Below are 17,998 nucleotides of genomic sequence, written 5' to 3'. Positions count from 1 at the left end.
GTTAAAGTTTCTGGCTAATTAAAAATTTAATTTCATAAAAAAACCGCTCATTTCTGAACGGTTTTGATATTGTTTACCAGATTTTAATTCTGTCTTCCGGTTTTTTGTATAATTTGTCACCAGGTTTTACATCAAATGCTTTGTAGAAAGAATCTACGTTGGTCAACGGACCAAAACTTCTGAAATATCCAGGAGAGTGTGGGTCAGTTTTTACTTGGTTTACCATATATTTTTCACTTGATAAAGTTCTCCAAACGGTAGCCCAGCTTAAGAAGAATCTCTGATCCTGAGTATAACCGCTGATTACACCTGGGTTTCCTTTATCTTTTAAATACATTTGCAATGCATCATACGCGATATTTACACCACCTAAATCTGCAATATTTTCACCGTTGGTAAACGTTCCGTTCACGAAAGTTCCTTTTACAGGCTCATATTTATCATATTGAGCAGCCAATGCTTTTGTAGCTTTTTCGAAGTTCGCTTTATCTTCCGGAGTCCACCAGTCTACTAAGTTTCCGTCGGCATCAAACTGAGCACCGGAATCATCAAATCCGTGAGAAATTTCGTGACCGATAACCGCACCGATTCCACCAAAATTAACGGCAGCATCAGCTTTAGGATTAAAGAAAGGCGGCTGAAGAATCGCAGCAGGGAAAACGATTTCGTTGTATACCGGGTTGTAGTAAGCATTTACAGTTTGTGGAGTCATTCCCCATTCTGTTTTATCTACAGGCTTACCGATTTTTGCCAAATCTTTATTGTACTGCCATTCTGCAATATTCTGAAGATTCGCATAAAGATTTCCACCTTTAGATTCCGGAGTGATATTTAATTTAGAATAATCTTTCCAGGTATCAGGATAAGCAACTTTTACTGTAAACTTATTCAGTTTAGTCATTGCTTTTTCTTTTGTCGTAGAAGACATCCACGTCAAACCATTGATGTGAACTGCAAAACTTTTCTTCAGATAATCGATCAATTCAACCATCTGAGCTTTTGCTTCAGCCGGGAAATATTTCTCAACATACAGTTTACCGAAAGCCTCACCTAGAGAACCGTTGATTAACTCATACCCTCTCTTGTTTAAAGCTCTCTGCTCCTGCTGGCCTCTCAGATATTTACCGTAAAAAGCAAATTTAGTATCACCCAGTTTTTCACTCAGGTAAGAAGCACCACCGTTGATCATGTGAAACTTCAGGTAATCTTTGATCACAGGAAGATTCTTAGCATTCACCAACTGGTCAAAGTTTTTGTAATATCCAATTTCACCGATAATTACTCTGTCGGTATTCACTCCCACTTTTTTCAGGTAAGAAGCAAGGTCTACATTCTTTACCAAAGATGAAAGTTCGGCAATTGTTTTTGGGTTATACTGAAGTGTATTGTCTCTGCTCTGCTCATTAGTCAGCAAATGCTTGGCAATACTTTTTTCGTAATCCACAACACCTTTTGCAGCGGCATCAGCGTTGGTATAGCCTAACTCTTTCAACATAGAAGCTACATACTTTTGGTATTCTGCCAAAGCCTCAGTGTTTTTCACATCTACTTTCTGATAGTAATCTCTTCCCATTCCCAACGAAGCGTCACCCAAGTAAACCGCATTCATATTAGAGTCTTTCAAATCAGAATATACACCCCAGCTGTAGAAAGTGTTGTCTCCTTCTTTAGTAACAGTCGCTAAATAATTCTGTAGATCTGTAAGATTTTTTATCGCATCTATTTTGCTGATGTTTTCCTGAATAGGTTTGATTCCGTCTGCATTTCTCTTCTGCATATTCATATAGGTAGCGTACAGATCCTGAATTTTTTTACCTTCACTTCCGTCTGCAAATTTATCTTTCAGAAGAGAATTTAAAATCGTCATCGAATTGTTATCTGTATCATCAGCCAATTTGTTGAAACTTCCCCAAGTTGGTTTATCAGAAGGAATTTTAGCTGTTTTCATCCATGTTCCACTCACGAAGTTGTAGAAATCATCCTGTGGACGAACAGTTTTATCCATCAAACTAAGGTCTAAACCTTTGTCTGTTGTACTTGCTGCATTAGTTGATTTAGCCTGAGCGTTCAGCGTATTCTGCGAACAAATTCCTGCCAATAAAAACAAAGAAAGCGTTAATTTTTTCATTATAGAAACTTTTTATTTTTTTTAAAGGTCACCTGCAATCGTCAACATCCTTAGATATTTTTTTCCATTTCAAAACACGACGATTTCAGTGTAACAACTATTTATACAATAAGTATATTAAATTTAAATTTTGTTACGGTAAGGTTAATTTATTTTCATTTAAAAACATAGAACCTCTATTTTGAAATTAAAATCCCCACCAAATCCTGAATAATTTTCTGTGAAACAAAATAAATAAAATCCTGTCTGTCAAGATGCGGAAGGTGAAGTTTAAAAGTTTCAGACTGATTATTCACGTTAATTGTATAGTAGACCAACCCCACTTCTTTTCCATCCTCTCCTTTTCCGGGACCGGCAACTCCGGTTGTGGAAAGAGAAATATCAGATTTAAATAAACTCTGACAACCATCAGCCATCTCACGAGAAACTTCTCTGCTCACAACAGTAAATCTTTCGATCGTCCCTTCAGACACGTGAAGAATATCTGTCTTCTTTTGAGTGGCATAAGCAACTACACCACCAATAAAATATTTTGAACTTCCAGGATTTGAGGTCAGCATTTGTGCCAAATAACCGCCAGTACAGCTCTCCGCAGTGGAAATTGTTAAATCTTTCTCATTTAAAATCTCACTTAAAATCTTTTCAATTTTATCTTCAGAAGTTGCGATAATATTCTCTCCGATTATAGGAAACAGCTTTTGAATTTCGTGCTCCAGCTGATTTTGCAATACTTCATCATCAGTTCCGGTTGCAGTCAGTCTTAGTTTTACCCGAGTTCCAACTGGAAGATAAGACAAAGCCAGATTTTCCGGTAAAGCCAATTCCCAATCTTCAATGGTATCCGCCAAAATACTTTCAGGAATTCCTACGACAGAAACAATTCTTGTGGAAATATAATTCAGATTAAATTTATCTTTTAGATAAGGAATAATCTGGTCTTTAATCAAAGGTTTTACTTCGTAAGGAACGCCAGGCAAACTGAAAGACAATTTTCCGTCCTTTTCCATCATCATACACGGAGCAGTACCATAATGATTTTGAAAAACTGTAGATTTTGTCGGCACAAACGCCTGTTCACGGTTTCTTTCCAGAATTTCTATGCGACCGCGCCTTTCCATATATCCTTTCAAATGTTCAAAAGTCACCTCATCCAAAGCAATTTCATCATCAAAAAATTCCGCCAAAGCTTTCTTGGTTTTATCATCTCTTGTTGGTCCCAAACCTCCGGTAGTAATGACTAAATCGCCCAATTCGAAAGCTGATTTCAAAGTATTTTTAATAATTTCAATCTCGTCTGAAATGGTGAAAATCTGTACGACTTTGACTCCAATGTTTTTAAGCTCTGTTGCGATAAAATTTGAATTGGTATCGACCGTATTTCCAGAAAGAATTTCGTCACCTATGGTAATAAGAACTGCGTTTTGCATGTATTTAAGTTTGAATAAATTCCTTACAAATGACGTGAAAATCTCTGTAGCGAGCAAAAGAAAATGATTTTTTATATCTTTGATTTGAACTGTCTACAACTATAATAAAGATTATGACGAAATATGATGATGCATCGTGGCATTATGGCGGAGATTTCCCGGAAGGACTTCCTGAGAAAAACGGCGCCACGCATACAGGAATGTTTTTGAACTGGTGTGTTGCCAATGATTTGGTTTCTGAAGAATTGAAAGAAGATTCTTATGATGAAATTGAAAAGCTAAAACGGAGAGAAATGACGGGAGCCGAATTTATTTTAGAATCTATGGATGGCAAATTTTCTGAGTATGATTTAAATGATATGGGAAACGCGTTCGCCAGAGATTATTATGTTGACGAAACCGATTTTGCAGATAAATTCAGTTCATTTGCCACCGATTATATCAACCTTTTTGATTCCATCGCTGAAGAAAGTGACTTTGAATACGAAACTTTTTATCATATTGAAGACACGTATGAAAACTACGATCTGATGAAACAGATTATCGGCCATCGCTTTATGGAATGGAAAGAGTATAAAAATCTTAATTAAAATTACACTTAAAAAAACCTCACAGGTTTTAAAAACCTGTGAGGTTTGAGTTTTCTTAATCTATTTCTTTTTGGAAATTTTGCCGCTCCACTGTCGCTCTGGCTAATTATGCTTTACCCAAATCAAATCATTGGTATTGTACCCCAGTTTCTCAGCCTTTGCCAAAAACCGCTCTCTGATGCTGTTAGGAATTTCTTTGTTCCGTGATAAAATCCAGATGTATTTTGTACTGTTTCCGACCACCAAGGCATTTTGGTAATCGTCGTCAATATCAATCACATTATAACCTGCCCAAATTGGTTTGAAAAATGAAACTTTCAACCTCGCTTCCGATTTATCATTAACAAATCTTGCTTCACCGACCGACTCTTTCCATTCTTTTTTAACGTAATTATATCCTCTGTTCTGAACTTTAATGGTACCGTCAGGATTTAAAGAATAATTGGCGGTTACATTATCCAAATCTCTTTCAAATTTATAATCGAAGCGGGCAATTTCATACCATTTTCCCAAATATTTATCTGACTTAAAATTGGTAACTGCCGTTGCACCTTTCGTTATCCCGACCGAACAGGAATTGAACAGTAATAATCCGATAATACCTAAAGAAACGGGAATAGCTATTTTCTGAAACGTTTTCATATCTGAAGATTTTGTTGAAATGAAAATTCAAAAATAATGCCCTAATTGGTTTTGGATTACAGCGAATAATTTTTAGCTTAAAGTAGCTATTTACGAAAAAACCTTCAAAAACTGTTCTTTAAAACTACCGGAAACTTCAATTTCAGTTTGATCAGCCAATGTTGCCGTTCCGCTTTTGTGATAAGATCTCACAAATCCGGTGTTGATAATATGCGAACGGTGAACCCTCACAAAAGGATTTTCCAGCAAGTCGTCGAAGTGTTTCAAAAACCGGCAGACCATTTTCTTCGAGCCGTCGGTAAGATAAACCTGAGTGAAATTTCCATCTGCCTGAAGTCGCACAATATCTTCAGTTTTTACCACGTCAAAGCCCTGCAAAGTCGGAAGAATCAACTGTTGCTTTTCAGGTTTTAATTTTAAATTTTCTAAAAGAATTTTATTCCGGTTGAGTTCTTCTTTGTTCTGAATGCTTTCAGCCACTTTATTCACAGCCAAAATCAGTTCCTGAATATCGATGGGTTTTAAAATATAATAACTCGCAGATTTATTCAAAGCCTGAAGCGAATATTGCGAAAATGCCGTGATGAAAATCGTTTCGTAGGAAAATGCTTTGGTCGCTTCCAACACATCAAACGCGTTCCCAAAAGGCATTTCTACATCAAGAAAAACCAGTTGAGGCTGCATTTCAGCAATCAAGGGAACGGCTTCTTTAATATTTTCCGCTTCGCCCAAAATCTCGATTTGCGGACAGTATTTGGTAAGATAGTTTCTGAGAACTTCTCTTGCAATTTTTTCGTCGTCTACGATAACGGATTTTATTTTCATGCTGACAGGTTTTGGGTTTAAGGTTTAAAGTTTAATGGAAAACAATTAAAAATCAACTTAATACTTCATAAGAAATCTCTACGGAAACACCTTGAGAATTTGGCTTGTCCGTGATTTTATATTCGATATTCTGTTTATATAAGTCATTCAATAGAGCAATTCTTTCCAAAGTATTTTTCATGCCACGGCCTTTTCGGGTTTTCTGATGCTCTGTTTTTTGCTTCTTACTTTCTTCGATACCGATGCCGTTGTCTTCGATGGTAATTTTCAGATTTTCGGATGATTTTTCAAATTTTAATTTCAAAAATCCTTTTACAGTGCGGTACCGTAAACCATGCCATACAGCGTTTTCAAGAAATGGCTGCACCAACATTCCGGGAACTTTTAAACTTTGCGTATTGAGACTTTCATCGACTTCAATTTCATAATCAAACTTATCAGCGAAACGGGTTTTTTCTAAAGCTAAATAGTTTTGGAGCAAATCTAATTCCTGCTGAAACGGAATAAAATCATCTGTAGAATTTTCCATTACGCCCCGCATCAGTTTTGAGAATTTGGTTAAATATTGATTGGCTTCCAGTTCGTTATTTGTTGCAATAAAATGATTCACAGAGTTTAAGCTGTTGAAAATAAAATGCGGATTCATCTCACGACGCAGCGACTGCAAAGCGATTTTTTTGTTTTTAATCTGAACTTTCTTTAGAGTTCTGAAAATAAATATTATTAAACCTATTAAAATAACCAAAGCAGCGATGAGGCTGTAGTTGAAAAGGTTTTTCTTCCTGATGAGCTCATCTTTCAGTTTCTTTTCCTGTTCGAGCTGAGAAATTCTCTGTTCGGTATCCTCAAGAATTTTATTGTCGACCAAACTTCGGTCTTTTGAAACCAAATCGGGAAGTTTTCCAAGAAAATCTCTGTATAATTGTACGGAAGCATCTGTGTTTTCAGAAATTGCATATAAACTGTCGAGTCTTTTCACACTTTTCTGTGCTTCTAAAGTATGACCTTTATTTAAAGCAATATCATACGCATTTCTAAGTAGAGAAATTGCTTCCTGAGGATCATTTTTTTTGATGTAAATATCTGCAAGTTCCTGAATCTGTTCAACTTTTTTCTGAGAATTTTCGTTAACAAAATCTTCCTTCAGAACCTTCTTTTTGACTTCAATCGCCTTGTCAAAATCTTTATTAACAACATATAGATCGGTCAGTTTTTGGTTGATCGCCAAAGCCTGCTGTGGAGATTCATCTTTTGAAATTTTGTATGCCGTGGTGAGGTTTTCTTCTGCTTTAGGAATATTTTTAACCTCAAGATTGGCCTCGGCCATTTGAGAATATCCCGCCGCAAGATCTTCCTTATTGTTTTCCTTTTCGCTGTTCTGAATGTTGTTTTGAATGGCTTCCATCCTCACAACCGGTGAATTGGAATTCAGCCTTGAGGCATCATTGGAATTCTGTACCTTTTTCGACCTAGAATAACCAACTTTTGAAGCGACTTCATAATTTTTTGCCGCCGCTGTCAGTTTATTCTGACTTTCCTGAGATTGTGCCAGTTTTCTGGTGACCTTTTCGAGATTCTGTTTGTCATTCAGCTTTTCGTAAATGTTTTTAGATTTTAAAAAGTATTCTTCACTTTTAGAAAAATTGGATGCATTAAAATAAGATTCACCGATTTTAAAATAAGATTCAGCTTCTGCAGATTCATCTTTTTTGTCGACGGCTTTTCGTAAAATTTTACTTTCGCTGGTCACTTCTTCAACTACTTTATTGCTTTGAGAATACATTTTATTCCCAAGAAACGTAAAGACCAGTGTGAAAAAGAAATGATAGAATTTCATAAAACAAAGATATACATATATTCAGTTCGCCAAAAACGATTCACCAAGCGAAAAGCTGTTTTTACCAAGTTGAAAATTTTATGAGCGACAACTTTTAATTAAAAAACAGAATTTTGGATGGTGATTTTTGATTATAGTTTTCCCAAAGATTTTAAGGATTGAGCAGATTAAATATTCCAAAATTTAGCATTAAGTAAAATGTTTGACAATTAATTTTATTTAAACTGACAATTCTTCTTAGTTGTCTCTTTAATTCTACCAAGCGAAAACCTCAATTGACCAAGTTGGCTTTAAATGGTTTCTCTGAGGCGGTTAAGTTTGCAGTATAATCTTAAAATTAATCATTATGAAAAACATTTTATGCCTGGCTTCGGCTGTATTTTTTCAATTCAGTTTTGCACAGGTTTCAGGAAATATTAATTATCAAAATCAGGTACGTTATCAGGAAAACAACATTAGCGTCAGTGTTCCTTTAGAGAATAATTTAGTTATAAGTATCAAAGGAATGGCAAATGTAAAAGCGGATAAGTATGTTGCAATTTTTAGCCTGACACAGGTAGCAGAAACATCAGATGAAGTGAATTCTCTGATGGATAAACGCCTAAAGAGCGCATTAGATCTGATCAGTACTCATAAAGGAATTGAAACTTATGTTGATATGGTTTCTTTTGTTCCGGTTTATCAGTATGCGGTTGAGAAAAAGACTTTCAGCAGAAAAACTTACAATGAAGTTCCTACAGGTTTTGAACTTAAAAAAAATCTGCACATTAAATTCTCAAATCCTTCTCAGTTGAACGAACTCATTACAGTTCTATCAAAAAATGAAATTTATGATCTTGTAAGAGTAGATTATTTTGCAAACAGCCTCGAAATAGTTAAAAAAGAATTGATGAATAAAGCAAAACTTGCACTTCATGAAAAAGTAAAAAACTATGAAATTTTACTTGGAGAAACTTTTGCCAACAGTAGAAAATCGATTAATGACGGCTTTCAAACCAAACTTCCGACAGAAATGTATAAATCTTATGAGGCTTACAACAGTTCTTTTTTAGCCTTGACGAAACTGGCAAATGTAAATCAGACCAATAAATCAACAACCTTGTATTATCAACCGGTTTTAGACAAAGAATTTGATTTTGTTATTAATCCTACGATTATGGAACCCGTTATTCAGGTAATGTACGAAGTAAAATTAGTAATTACTAAAGAGGAAAAGATTGAAAATAAGAACAGCAAATCTTTTATTCTGATCACGCCAAATGGAGAGATGAGAGATTTGAATGTTTCTAACTCAACTAAGTAATACGCTTACCAAGCCAAATCCCCATTTCACCAAGTCTGCAGATTTTCAGTTTTAAATCAGAGTAATTTTACTTTAGAAATTTAAAACAACAGAAACATATGAAACTGAAACACCTTTTATTAGTCGGAATTTTTGCAGCAGGAAGTCTGGTGAATGCGCAGGAAATTAAAAAAAATGCAATCGAGGTAACGGGAGTTGCCGAAATGGAAGTGGAACCGGATGAAATCATCTTCAACATCGGAATCAAAGCTGATAATAAAAATCAACTGGCTAACAACGAAAAACTTTTGTTTGAAATCCTGAAGAACGATGGAGTGAAAAATGAAGATATCAAATTCAAATCGATGTATCAGAATTTATACTCAAAAACCACGAAGTTTACGAAGAGTTTTCAGTTTAAAGTCAATGCGAAAACCAATGTGAGTAAGCTTTTTGAAGATTTGAACCAGAAATGGGTCAGCAATCTGAATATTGCAGAAATTAAAAACACAAAAATTGCAGAGTTCAGAAAAACCGTAAAGATCAATGCATTAAAAGCGGCAAAAGAAAAAGCAGATTATCTTTTGGAAAGCATCGGTAAAAAGACCGGAACGCCTTTGGAAATCACTGAAATTGAAGATTACATGAGCGATTCTGTAATGCCCGTTGCTTACCGAAGCAAAATGGCAAACGTACAGCTGGAAGCAGCCGACCAAAGTTTGGATTACTCTTTTGATAACATCGAAAATATCAAGCTCAAATTCAGCATCAAAACTAGATACGAAATTCTTTAGTGTGTGAAATGGACAGTCAGAAATGGCTGTCTTTTTTTTGATCTGAAAACTTTTACCAAGTGAAAATATGGTTTCACCAAGTCTGCTGAAAGTCAGGTTAAATTCAGGGTAATTTTACTGTAGAACTTTAAAATAATAAACAATGCGACACTCATTTTTAATAGTAATGCTCACGTTTTCTTTATTTAAATCTCAGGAAATTAAAAAAGAAATTGAAGTGAAACAAGCCACTGTATTTCTGCAGGGAGCCAAAGTTTTCGGAAGCACTAATGTCAGTCTTCAAAAAGGGAGAAACGTGGTAAAGATCATCAATCTTCCAAACGATCTGGATGAAAACACCTACAAAATCAATCTTGAAAAAAACACAACACTTTTATCCATCACTCCACAAAGCAATTATCTGAAAAATGATGAGATGTCTGAAGGCGAAAAAAAACTGGATGATGAAAAGAAAAGATTTCAGAGAGAGGTTAACTTACTGAATATTAAAATTAAAAATCTCTCGGGTGAACAGAATATCATCAATGACAATCTTAAAGTATCTACCAACGACAAATCTACTCCACAGGAACAGCTGATCAAACTGACTGAATTTTACAGAAAAAGAATGCTGGAAATCGACAATCAGGTTTTTCTTTTGAATGAACAGAAAACTATTTTGGATGAAAGTATTGCCAAAATCAATAACCAGTTTTCTGAGGAGCAGACACACAAAAATCAGAACAAAAAAGAACTGTTGCTTGAAATTCTCGCTGAAAATGAGATGAATCTGAATTTAGGCGTGAGCTACATCGTTTCCAATGCGGGTTGGGTTCCGTCTTATGATTTGAGAGCGTTGTCAACCAAAAAACCGCTGGAAATTGTGTACAAAGGAAAAATTTATCAGAAGACCGGACAGGACTGGAATAATGTGAAACTTTTAGTTTCGACTTACAGGCCTTCTGACAATCAGAACCGACCGATTTTATCACCACTTTATGTTGCAGAATATACAGCTCACAATTATGATGATGCGAAAATGGGCTACATGAAAAAAGCAGAGATGTCGGCTGTTAATTCTTATCAGATGCGTGAGGAAGTTGCGGCTCCAAGCCAGATTCCTGTGGCAACGGTTTCAGACAGCCAGATGAATGTTTTGTATGAACTGAAATTTCACCAAACCATTGTCAGTCAGGAGAAAGAGCAGTATGTGATTCTGGATAAAAAGGAGGTGGATGCAACCTATAAATACCATACCGTTCCGAAGCTGAACAATCAGGTTTTCCTGATGGCTTTCGTGAAAAACTGGCACAATTTAAATCTGATTTCCGGAGAAGGAAACATTTATTTTGAAGATAATTATATCGGAAAAACCAATATCACAAGCAATTATGTGAAAGAAGAATTCCCGATTTCGCTCGGCGTTGATGAAAGAATTGTGGTGAAAAGAATTAAACTTGAAGATAAGACATCACAGAAAACGCTTAACTCAAATAAATGGGAAACTGAATCTTATCAAATAACTGTGAGAAACAACACCAAAGAAAATATCGAACTGGAAATTCTGGACCAGCTTCCTTTAAGTGAGAATTCAAAAATCACTGTAAAATCTTTAGAAATAGGAAACGGAATTCTGGATGATAAGACCGGCAGTATTCTTTGGAACAGAAACATTTCGAGCGGAGCTTCAGATAAAATCAACTTCTCTTACGAAGTAAAATATCCAAAAGAAATGCAGATTCAGTATTACAGTCGATATGATTCAAATTCAAGATTCAAGGTTTAATATTTAAAATTAAATCAAACACGATAAAGTCCCGAAGGGACGATTTAATATAGGATAGGATGAAGTCCTATCAAAAAAAAAATATAAGATTAAATAAAATCATTAAAAACATACGATATGAACACTTTAAAATTTTTAGCATTAACAACCGGTGCAGTTGCTTTTTTAAGCGCAGGAAAAATGTCAGACATCCGTTGTAGCAGCAAAGCCAACGACAGAGAAGTGGTGGAAAGTAATATTTTTCCAGAACCGCAAATTACTGTTTCAAAGGACAATAAAATTCAGGTTGCATTGCTTTTGGACACGTCAAACAGTATGGATGGACTCATCGATCAGGCAAAATCCAGACTTTGGAATATTGTAAATACGTTGACCACTTTGAAGTACAACGGACAGGCGCCGCAAGTAGAAATTGCCCTTTATGAATACGGAAATGACGGTTTGCAGGATGAAAATTATATAAGACAGGTTACACCGCTCACTCAGGATCTGGATTTGGTTTCAGAAAAACTGTTTGCTTTGAGAACCAATGGCGGAAATGAATATTGCGGTGCAGTCATTCGGGACGCCGCAAGCAATCTGAGTTGGGACGGAAATGAGAAAAGCATGAAGCTGATCTACATTGCCGGAAACGAACCTTTTGATCAGGGAAAAATCAGTTATAAAGAGACCATTTCAGGAGCGAAGAAAAAAAATATTTACACCAACACGATTTTCTGCGGAAGCCGTGATGAGGGAATTCAGACATTCTGGCAAAACGGAGCGAGTCTTGGCGACGGAAAGTTTTTTAACATCGACAGCGACCAAAAAGTGATTTACATTGAAACTCCTTACGATGTGAAAATTGCTCAGTACAATTCGCAGTTAAATGACACCTACATTTCTTACGGCCGTAGAGGAAGCGAGATGAAAATGAAACAGACCACTCAGGATTCCAACGCCGAAATGCAGTCGGCATCAAATGCTGTTGAACGGGCCGTAAGTAAGTCGAAGAAAAACGCGTACAAAAACGATCATTGGGATCTGGTGGATAAAGTTGAAAAAGACAAAAGCTACATTTCATCCATCAGAGAAGAAGAATTACCTTCTGAACTGAAAGGGAAAAGTAAAGCTGAAATCAATAAAATTGTTGCTCAGAAATCTGCAGACCGTGATAAAATTCAGAAAGAAATCGAGGTTTTAGCCAGACAAAGACAAAACTACATCGATTCTGAAATGAAAAAGCGCGGTAATGCTGAAGGCGATGATTTGGGAAAAGCGATTGAAAAATCCATTGTTGAGCTGGCGAAAAAAAATGGGTACAGTTTTTAACTGCAGTTCTTAAGAATCATAATTTGAGATTTGAAATTCGGGAATTCGGTTTTAAGATTTGAGATTTAAGCTGCGAATTGACAAAGTCCCAACGGGACGCTTAACAGAGGACAGGATGAAATCCTATCTGCACAGAAAAAATTTGACAAAGATCACAGCTCAAGCGATAGATGCGCTAGACTCAAACTCCAGTATCGAAATATCCCATTCGGTTCAGGTACTGAGTACAAAATACCAAGTATGAAAATGCTGAGTTTATTATTTTTTGTTTCGGGGCCCGGCTTTGCCGAGCCCCGAAACTTTTAGCTATTTAAGGTTAAGTAGTAGAGTTATCTCCCAAATTTAAAGTATTCAGAAAGTTGATGTTTTTTATTTTTCATAAATGCAGATGCCATCTCCATTCCTGTAACGGAAAAAGTAATTCCATTCCCACCAAAACCTAAAACAAAATAGGAGTTTTTAAAATTATCGTGCGTTCCGATGTAAGGTAGTCCGTCTTTTGTTTCGCCAAAAGTTCCAGCCCAGACAAAATCAGTGTAAAAATGATAATCCGGCTTTATTCTTTTCAAATTCTTCAAGATTTCTTTTTCCTTTTTATTTAAAATAGAATCACGTTTTTCAGGATTGGAAAAATCTTCGTCGCCACCACCAATTAAAAGGCGCTCATCATCGGTCGAGCGCATATAAATGTAGGGATTATCAGTATTCCAGACGAGAGTGTTTTCAATATTTTTAAATGTATCAGTATCAACTTCCGAAACGATCGCATAGGTACTTTTTAAGTCAACAAACTGCTCTTTAATCATTGTTGCACATTCATAACCTACACAGTACACTATTTTTTTAGCTTTAATATTGAAACCGTCAGTGGTCAACGCAAGATTGTGATCTCTCAGATATTTCACCGACTTCATTTCAGTTTTATCAAAAACTTTTAAGCCTTTATTGACATTAAATCTCAGCAGCTCATGCGCAAATTTAAATGCATCAATACTCGCCCCCTGTTTAGACAAAATTCCACCATAAGTATTTTGGAAAGCAAACTTTTCTTCGATATCTTCAGGTCCTAACCAGGCGACATCGAATCCTGCTTTTCGCCTGGCTTCATATTCTTTTTCCAGCCAGATCGCATCTTTCTTTTTCGAAGCAAAATAGAGGGACTGTTTCCTCTTAAAACCCGACCTAGCCTTTATCTCCTTCACTATTTTTTCAAGATCATCGATAGATTTGGAACAGGCTTTATAACTTTCTACCGCACCTTTTTCACCAATCATTTCAATTAATTCATACAACGGAGTGTCGATTTCATACTGCAACATTGATGTCGTCGCCGATGTACTACCGTTGCATATTTCACGTTTATCAATTAAAATGGTTTGGTATCCGTCTTTTATCATTTGATGGGCAATAAGACTTCCTGTGATTCCGCCTCCGATGATGAGAACATCACATTCTTCATCAGATTTTAGGGAGGGATAGGAAGTGATAAGGCCATTTTTTAAAAGCCAGAAAGGTTCGTTAGATTTCAGGTCCATAGATTATTTTTCAAAACACAATCAATAACTGCGCCTTAAACGTGGTACTGCGCTATTTGTGGTTTAATTATTGATAAACTAAAATCACCAAAACCATTTAAAATATACATTATGATATCAATTATTAATGATGCTCCGGAAAATGTGGCTGCATTCAACGCCACAGGCGAAATCACCAAAGAAGATTTTGAAAACTTAGTGATCCCTCACGTAAAAACTAAAGTGGAAGAATTTGGAGAACTGAATTATCTGCTTAACCTCGACACAGATTTAGGAAATTTTACTGCAGGAGCATGGCTTCAGGATGCATTCTTAGGAATAAAAAACATTACCAAATGGAACCGTGCAGCCATTGTCACCGATAAAGAAGGAGTGCAGAATTTCACCGACATTTTCAGTGTGGTTATGCCCGGTGAGTTTAAATCTTTCCCGAAAGAAAACTTGTACAATGCTTTATACTGGTGCCAAAACGGCAATGAAGTGGAAGAGTAAAACAAAAAAGAGAAGCAATTGCTTCTCTTTTTTTATTGATCACAGGTTACACATTCTGCAATAATTTCCTTTTCTGCAACGTTTGATGATCGGTACAGATAAAAATAAATGATGCTGATCACCAAACCTATAACAGTCATACCTACACCAACAAGCGACGGATAATTATATGGTAAACCATGTTCCAGTGGAATTCCTCCTAAGAAAGCGCCCATTGCATTCGCAATATTAAAAGCAGCCTGCATAAAGGCAGCAGCCATCATTTCACTTTTTGGGGCAGCTTTCATCATCATAATATTAATAGGTGCAGCAACCGACATCGATAACGCTCCACAGATAAATGTTAAAACCAACGAAATACTCTGATATTCTGAAAGGAAAAAGACTCCTGACAAAGAGCACATCATCAGAAACAGCAATAGCACACATGTTTTTTCCGGACCTAATTTATCTGAAAGAAAACCTCCCGCTAAATTCCCGACAACCATTCCGCCGCCTGCAAGAATCATCACATACGCCATATAACTGCTTTCGATTTTTGAAACTACAGTCATCAAAGGGGTAATGTAACTGAACCAGGTAAATAATCCGCCAAAGCCGATCGCTGTGATCATTAAAACAAGCCACGACTGTCTGCCTTTCAGAAATTTTAATTCTTCAAGAAAATGACTGTCCTCCTTCTTTTCCATAGCTGGAAGCCAAAGTTTTAAAGCCAATAACGTAGCCAGACCAATCACTCCAACAATCGCAAAATACCAACGCCAGTGAAATTCATGCCCGATGTACGTCACCAAAGGAACCATCGCTAAATTGGCAACCGTCAATCCGGTAAACATCAATGAAATATACAAGGCCTCCTTCCCTTTCCCTGCCATTCTCGAAGCAACTACAGTACCTACTCCGAAAAATGCTCCGTGTGGCAGACCAGACATAAATCTGATAATCAACATCGAATTATAATCTGGAGCAATTGCTGAAAGTGCATTAAAAATGGTAAAAATGACCATGAGAACCAGCAATACTTTTTTAGGTGGAAATTTCACAGAATACCCTATCAAAATAGGCGCTCCTATCACTACTCCCAAAGCATACGCCGCAATCAGATGACCCGCCTGCGGAATGGTAATCTGCAACGTTTTTGCGATGTCGGGAAGCAGTCCCATAATCGTAAATTCCGTTGTCCCAATTGCCAAACCACCGATTGCCAAAGGCAAAATTCTTTTATCAAACATCTCTTCCTAATTTCAAAGTGCAAAATTCGAGAGAAATAATGGGTTTTAATTGTTCTGAAATGATTGATTATTGTTCTATATTGACAATTTTAAATAAATTTGTAATAATTATTAATCAAAATAGAACCTTATGAAAATCCAGAAAGAAATTATTGATTTTGAAGAAGGTAAGTCCTTCAAAATTTTCGAAGCTTCTATGAAACACCGCTTTTTCTGGCATTATCATCCTGAAATAGAATTGGTATATGTAGAAGCGTTAAGCGGAATTCGCCACGTTGGTAAAGATATTTCCGGTTTTATGGAAAGCGATCTTCTTTTGGTAGGGTCAAATGTTCCACATCTCAATTTTGATTATGGAATTAAAACTGAATACAAACAAATTGTTTTACAGCTCAAAGAAAATTTTCTGGATGAAATGATTCTTCCCGTTCCGGAATTTGATGATATTAAAAAACTTTTAGACCGCTCCTATCTCGGATTGTCATTTTCAGGAGAAACGAAAAAGATTGTCGCCAAAAAGCTTCATTTGATAAAACAGAAAAATCCATTCGAATCACTGATTGCCCTGCTGGAGGTGTTACAAATCCTGTCTCAGTCAACAGAAGTGAAAGAACTGAATAAAGAAGATACGCGCGTAAAGTGGTTTTTAAATGATAAAATCAGAATGGGAACCATCTACGATTATATTAACGAAAACTATGATAAAAATCCTAATGTGAACGTGATTGCTGAAACAGTCAGCCTCAGTACACCTGCATTTTGCCGATATTTTAAGAAACAGACGAATATGACCTTCACTGATTTTGTAAACAATTACAGAATCAATCAGGCGAAAATGTTGTTGCTGCAGAATTTATGTATTTCGGAAGTTTCTTTTCAGGTCGGTTTTGAAAGCCTGTCTTATTTCAACAAATTATTTAAAAGCCACATCGGAGAAACCCCGACCGCTTTCAAGAAAAAGCATCTGAATAAAGTCGAAGCCTAATTTTAAACTCTGACAATTCCTCTGCTTTGGAGGGTGGATAAATGTTCAAGAAAAATTTAGACGGGGTGTTTTTTAAGATGCCCAATTTTCCTATCCACCAGAAATAGAAGTTTAGAACAGTCCTGCATCACTTAATTCTAATAACAAAAAAAATCGCTTCAAAATTTGAAGCGATTTATATTTTTAATGAATATGTTTCTCAGCGTGGTAAGAACTTCTCACCAGTGGCGAACTTTCAACATGTCTGAAGCCTAAACTTCTTGCAAAATCTCCAAATTCATCGAACTCTTCGGGAGTTATGAATTTCTTCACGGGTAAATGCTTTTTAGTTGGTTGCAAATACTGTCCCATGGTAATTACATCTACATTCGCATTTCTAATATCTTCAATTGTCTGGAAAACTTCATGTTTCTCTTCTCCCAAACCAAGCATCAATCCTGTTTTGGTTCTGTTCTGTCCTGCTTCCTTTAAATATCTTAAAACTTCAAGACTTCTTTCATACTTCGCCTGAATTCTCACTTCTCTGGTCAGACGTTTTACGGTTTCCATGTTGTGAGAAATCACTTCAGGAGCAACATCCACCATTCTGTCCAAATGTTTTGTCAGTCCCTGGAAATCAGGAATCAAAGTTTCCATTGTGGTTCCCGGAGAAATTCTTCTTACGGCATTTACCGTTTCACCCCAAAGAATTGAGCCCATGTCTTTCAAATCATCACGGTCAACGGACGTTAAAACCGCATGCTTGATTTTCATTAATTTAATTGAACGTGCTACTTTTTCAGGTTCGTCCCAGTTTACATCCATCGGTTTTCCGGTTTTCACCCCGCAAAATCCACAACTTCTGGTACAGATATTTCCCAAAATCATGAATGTGGCTGTTCCTTCACCCCAACATTCTCCCATATTTGGGCAGCTTCCACTTTGGCAAATTGTATTTAATTTATATTTATCAACCAAGGTGCGTAGTTCTCGGTAATTCTTTCCGGTAGGAAGTTTTACACGAATCCATTTTGGTTTTTGAACGGTAGTATCTTGAACTAAATTCTCCATTTATTTCTAAAATTGACTTCAAAGTTAAGGAATTTTTTATCGACTGCGTCTACGATGCAAATTGATGGAAATGATAATTTACTTTCTGCCACAAATACACGAA

General features: G+C 36.2%; 15 protein-coding genes. 7 read left to right on the top strand and 8 right to left on the bottom strand.

The annotated features are described in order from the left end of the window. Positions 1 to 73: 73 nt before the first annotated feature. Entirely contained in the window at positions 74 to 2,128 is a 2,055-nt protein-coding gene (locus OMO38_RS05790) for a M13 family metallopeptidase (RefSeq protein WP_264749269.1), read from the bottom strand. Between the two features lie 176 nt (positions 2,129 to 2,304). Beyond that, positions 2,305 to 3,555 (bottom strand): CinA family nicotinamide mononucleotide deamidase-related protein, encoded by a 1,251-nt coding sequence (locus OMO38_RS05785; RefSeq protein ID WP_264749268.1) that lies wholly within the window; start codon positions 3,553 to 3,555, stop codon positions 2,305 to 2,307. Between the two features lie 113 nt (positions 3,556 to 3,668). Here OMO38_RS05785 and OMO38_RS05780 point away from each other — a divergent pair, with 113 nt between their 5' ends. Next, positions 3,669 to 4,145 carry a DUF7832 domain-containing protein gene (locus OMO38_RS05780; RefSeq protein WP_264749267.1) on the top strand — a complete coding sequence of 159 codons (477 nt, stop codon included), beginning with the start codon at positions 3,669 to 3,671 and terminating at the stop codon, positions 4,143 to 4,145. Positions 4,146 to 4,247: 102 nt separating this feature from the next. On the opposite strand, the gene OMO38_RS05775 is transcribed toward OMO38_RS05780, so the two are convergent. From OMO38_RS05775 to OMO38_RS05765, 3 genes are all read right to left on the bottom strand, one after another. Next, on the bottom strand, positions 4,248 to 4,787 hold the full coding sequence (locus tag OMO38_RS05775; protein ID WP_264749266.1) for a lipocalin family protein: 540 nt from the start codon (positions 4,785 to 4,787) through the stop codon (positions 4,248 to 4,250). A gap of 90 nt (positions 4,788 to 4,877) precedes the next feature. Continuing rightward, on the bottom strand, positions 4,878 to 5,612 hold the full coding sequence (locus tag OMO38_RS05770) for a LytR/AlgR family response regulator transcription factor (RefSeq protein ID WP_264749265.1): 735 nt from the start codon (positions 5,610 to 5,612) through the stop codon (positions 4,878 to 4,880). Between the two features lie 52 nt (positions 5,613 to 5,664). Continuing rightward, entirely contained in the window at positions 5,665 to 7,449 is a 1,785-nt protein-coding gene (locus OMO38_RS05765; protein ID WP_264749264.1) for a tetratricopeptide repeat-containing sensor histidine kinase, read from the bottom strand. A gap of 346 nt (positions 7,450 to 7,795) precedes the next feature. Here OMO38_RS05765 and OMO38_RS05760 point away from each other — a divergent pair, with 346 nt between their 5' ends. The 4 genes from OMO38_RS05760 (at position 7,796) to OMO38_RS05745 (ending at position 12,601) form a co-directional block, all read left to right on the top strand. Beyond that, positions 7,796 to 8,752, top strand: a complete 957-nt coding sequence (locus tag OMO38_RS05760; RefSeq protein WP_264749263.1) for an SIMPL domain-containing protein — start codon at positions 7,796 to 7,798, stop codon at positions 8,750 to 8,752. A gap of 98 nt (positions 8,753 to 8,850) precedes the next feature. Next, on the top strand, positions 8,851 to 9,525 hold the full coding sequence (locus tag OMO38_RS05755; protein WP_264749262.1) for an SIMPL domain-containing protein: 675 nt from the start codon (positions 8,851 to 8,853) through the stop codon (positions 9,523 to 9,525). A 142-nt stretch (positions 9,526 to 9,667) separates the two neighbouring features. Then, positions 9,668 to 11,290 (top strand): DUF4139 domain-containing protein, encoded by a 1,623-nt coding sequence (locus tag OMO38_RS05750; protein ID WP_264749261.1) that lies wholly within the window; start codon positions 9,668 to 9,670, stop codon positions 11,288 to 11,290. Between the two features lie 117 nt (positions 11,291 to 11,407). Further along, positions 11,408 to 12,601, top strand: coding sequence for a VWA domain-containing protein (locus OMO38_RS05745; RefSeq protein WP_264749260.1), 1,194 nt, complete (start codon positions 11,408 to 11,410; stop codon positions 12,599 to 12,601). A gap of 329 nt (positions 12,602 to 12,930) precedes the next feature. Here OMO38_RS05745 and OMO38_RS05740 read toward each other — a convergent pair whose 3' ends face one another. Then, the gene (locus OMO38_RS05740) at positions 12,931 to 14,136 is read right to left on the bottom strand and encodes an NAD(P)/FAD-dependent oxidoreductase (RefSeq protein WP_264749259.1); all 1,206 of its coding nucleotides are present in this window, start codon (positions 14,134 to 14,136) and stop codon (positions 12,931 to 12,933) included. A 111-nt stretch (positions 14,137 to 14,247) separates the two neighbouring features. Between OMO38_RS05740 and OMO38_RS05735 the strand changes: the two genes are divergently transcribed. After that, positions 14,248 to 14,628, top strand: a complete 381-nt coding sequence (locus tag OMO38_RS05735; protein ID WP_264749258.1) for a SpoIIAA family protein — start codon at positions 14,248 to 14,250, stop codon at positions 14,626 to 14,628. 32 nt (positions 14,629 to 14,660) lie between these two features. On the opposite strand, the gene OMO38_RS05730 is transcribed toward OMO38_RS05735, so the two are convergent. Further along, positions 14,661 to 15,860: an MFS transporter gene (locus OMO38_RS05730; RefSeq protein WP_264749257.1), complete on the bottom strand. Its 1,200-nt coding sequence runs from the start codon at positions 15,858 to 15,860 to the stop codon at positions 14,661 to 14,663. Between the two features lie 130 nt (positions 15,861 to 15,990). Between OMO38_RS05730 and OMO38_RS05725 the strand changes: the two genes are divergently transcribed. Further along, positions 15,991 to 16,845 (top strand): AraC family transcriptional regulator, encoded by an 855-nt coding sequence (locus tag OMO38_RS05725; RefSeq protein WP_264749256.1) that lies wholly within the window; start codon positions 15,991 to 15,993, stop codon positions 16,843 to 16,845. Between the two features lie 183 nt (positions 16,846 to 17,028). Here OMO38_RS05725 and lipA read toward each other — a convergent pair whose 3' ends face one another. Continuing rightward, positions 17,029 to 17,895, bottom strand: coding sequence for a lipoyl synthase (gene lipA / locus OMO38_RS05720; protein WP_055983032.1), 867 nt, complete (start codon positions 17,893 to 17,895; stop codon positions 17,029 to 17,031). Positions 17,896 to 17,998: the final 103 nt, after the last annotated feature.

Origin of the sequence: Chryseobacterium kimseyorum (assembly GCF_025971945.1) — a bacterium.
Taxonomy (GTDB): Bacteria; Bacteroidota; Bacteroidia; order Flavobacteriales; family Weeksellaceae; genus Chryseobacterium; species Chryseobacterium kimseyorum.
Note: the sequence above shows the minus strand (reverse complement) of the source record. Positions and strands in the feature narration are given on the sequence as shown.

Bases quoted from the DNA above. Each gene is read 5' to 3' on its own strand.
- OMO38_RS05785 (WP_264749268.1), bottom strand. From the start codon at position 3,555: ATGCAAAACGCAGTTCTTATTACCATAGGTGACGAAATTCTTTCTGGA.
- OMO38_RS05750 (WP_264749261.1), top strand. From the start codon at position 9,668: ATGCGACACTCATTTTTAATAGTAATGCTCACGTTTTCTTTATTTAAA.
- OMO38_RS05730 (WP_264749257.1), bottom strand. From the start codon at position 15,860: ATGTTTGATAAAAGAATTTTGCCTTTGGCAATCGGTGGTTTGGCAATT.
- OMO38_RS05735 (WP_264749258.1), top strand. From the start codon at position 14,248: ATGATATCAATTATTAATGATGCTCCGGAAAATGTGGCTGCATTCAAC.
- OMO38_RS05775 (WP_264749266.1), bottom strand. From the start codon at position 4,787: ATGAAAACGTTTCAGAAAATAGCTATTCCCGTTTCTTTAGGTATTATC.
- OMO38_RS05765 (WP_264749264.1), bottom strand. From the start codon at position 7,449: ATGAAATTCTATCATTTCTTTTTCACACTGGTCTTTACGTTTCTTGGG.
- OMO38_RS05740 (WP_264749259.1), bottom strand. From the start codon at position 14,136: ATGGACCTGAAATCTAACGAACCTTTCTGGCTTTTAAAAAATGGCCTT.
- OMO38_RS05760 (WP_264749263.1), top strand. From the start codon at position 7,796: ATGAAAAACATTTTATGCCTGGCTTCGGCTGTATTTTTTCAATTCAGT.
- OMO38_RS05725 (WP_264749256.1), top strand. From the start codon at position 15,991: ATGAAAATCCAGAAAGAAATTATTGATTTTGAAGAAGGTAAGTCCTTC.
- OMO38_RS05790 (WP_264749269.1), bottom strand. From the start codon at position 2,128: ATGAAAAAATTAACGCTTTCTTTGTTTTTATTGGCAGGAATTTGTTCG.
- lipA (WP_055983032.1), bottom strand. From the start codon at position 17,895: ATGGAGAATTTAGTTCAAGATACTACCGTTCAAAAACCAAAATGGATT.
- OMO38_RS05745 (WP_264749260.1), top strand. From the start codon at position 11,408: ATGAACACTTTAAAATTTTTAGCATTAACAACCGGTGCAGTTGCTTTT.
- OMO38_RS05755 (WP_264749262.1), top strand. From the start codon at position 8,851: ATGAAACTGAAACACCTTTTATTAGTCGGAATTTTTGCAGCAGGAAGT.
- OMO38_RS05780 (WP_264749267.1), top strand. From the start codon at position 3,669: ATGACGAAATATGATGATGCATCGTGGCATTATGGCGGAGATTTCCCG.
- OMO38_RS05770 (WP_264749265.1), bottom strand. From the start codon at position 5,612: ATGAAAATAAAATCCGTTATCGTAGACGACGAAAAAATTGCAAGAGAA.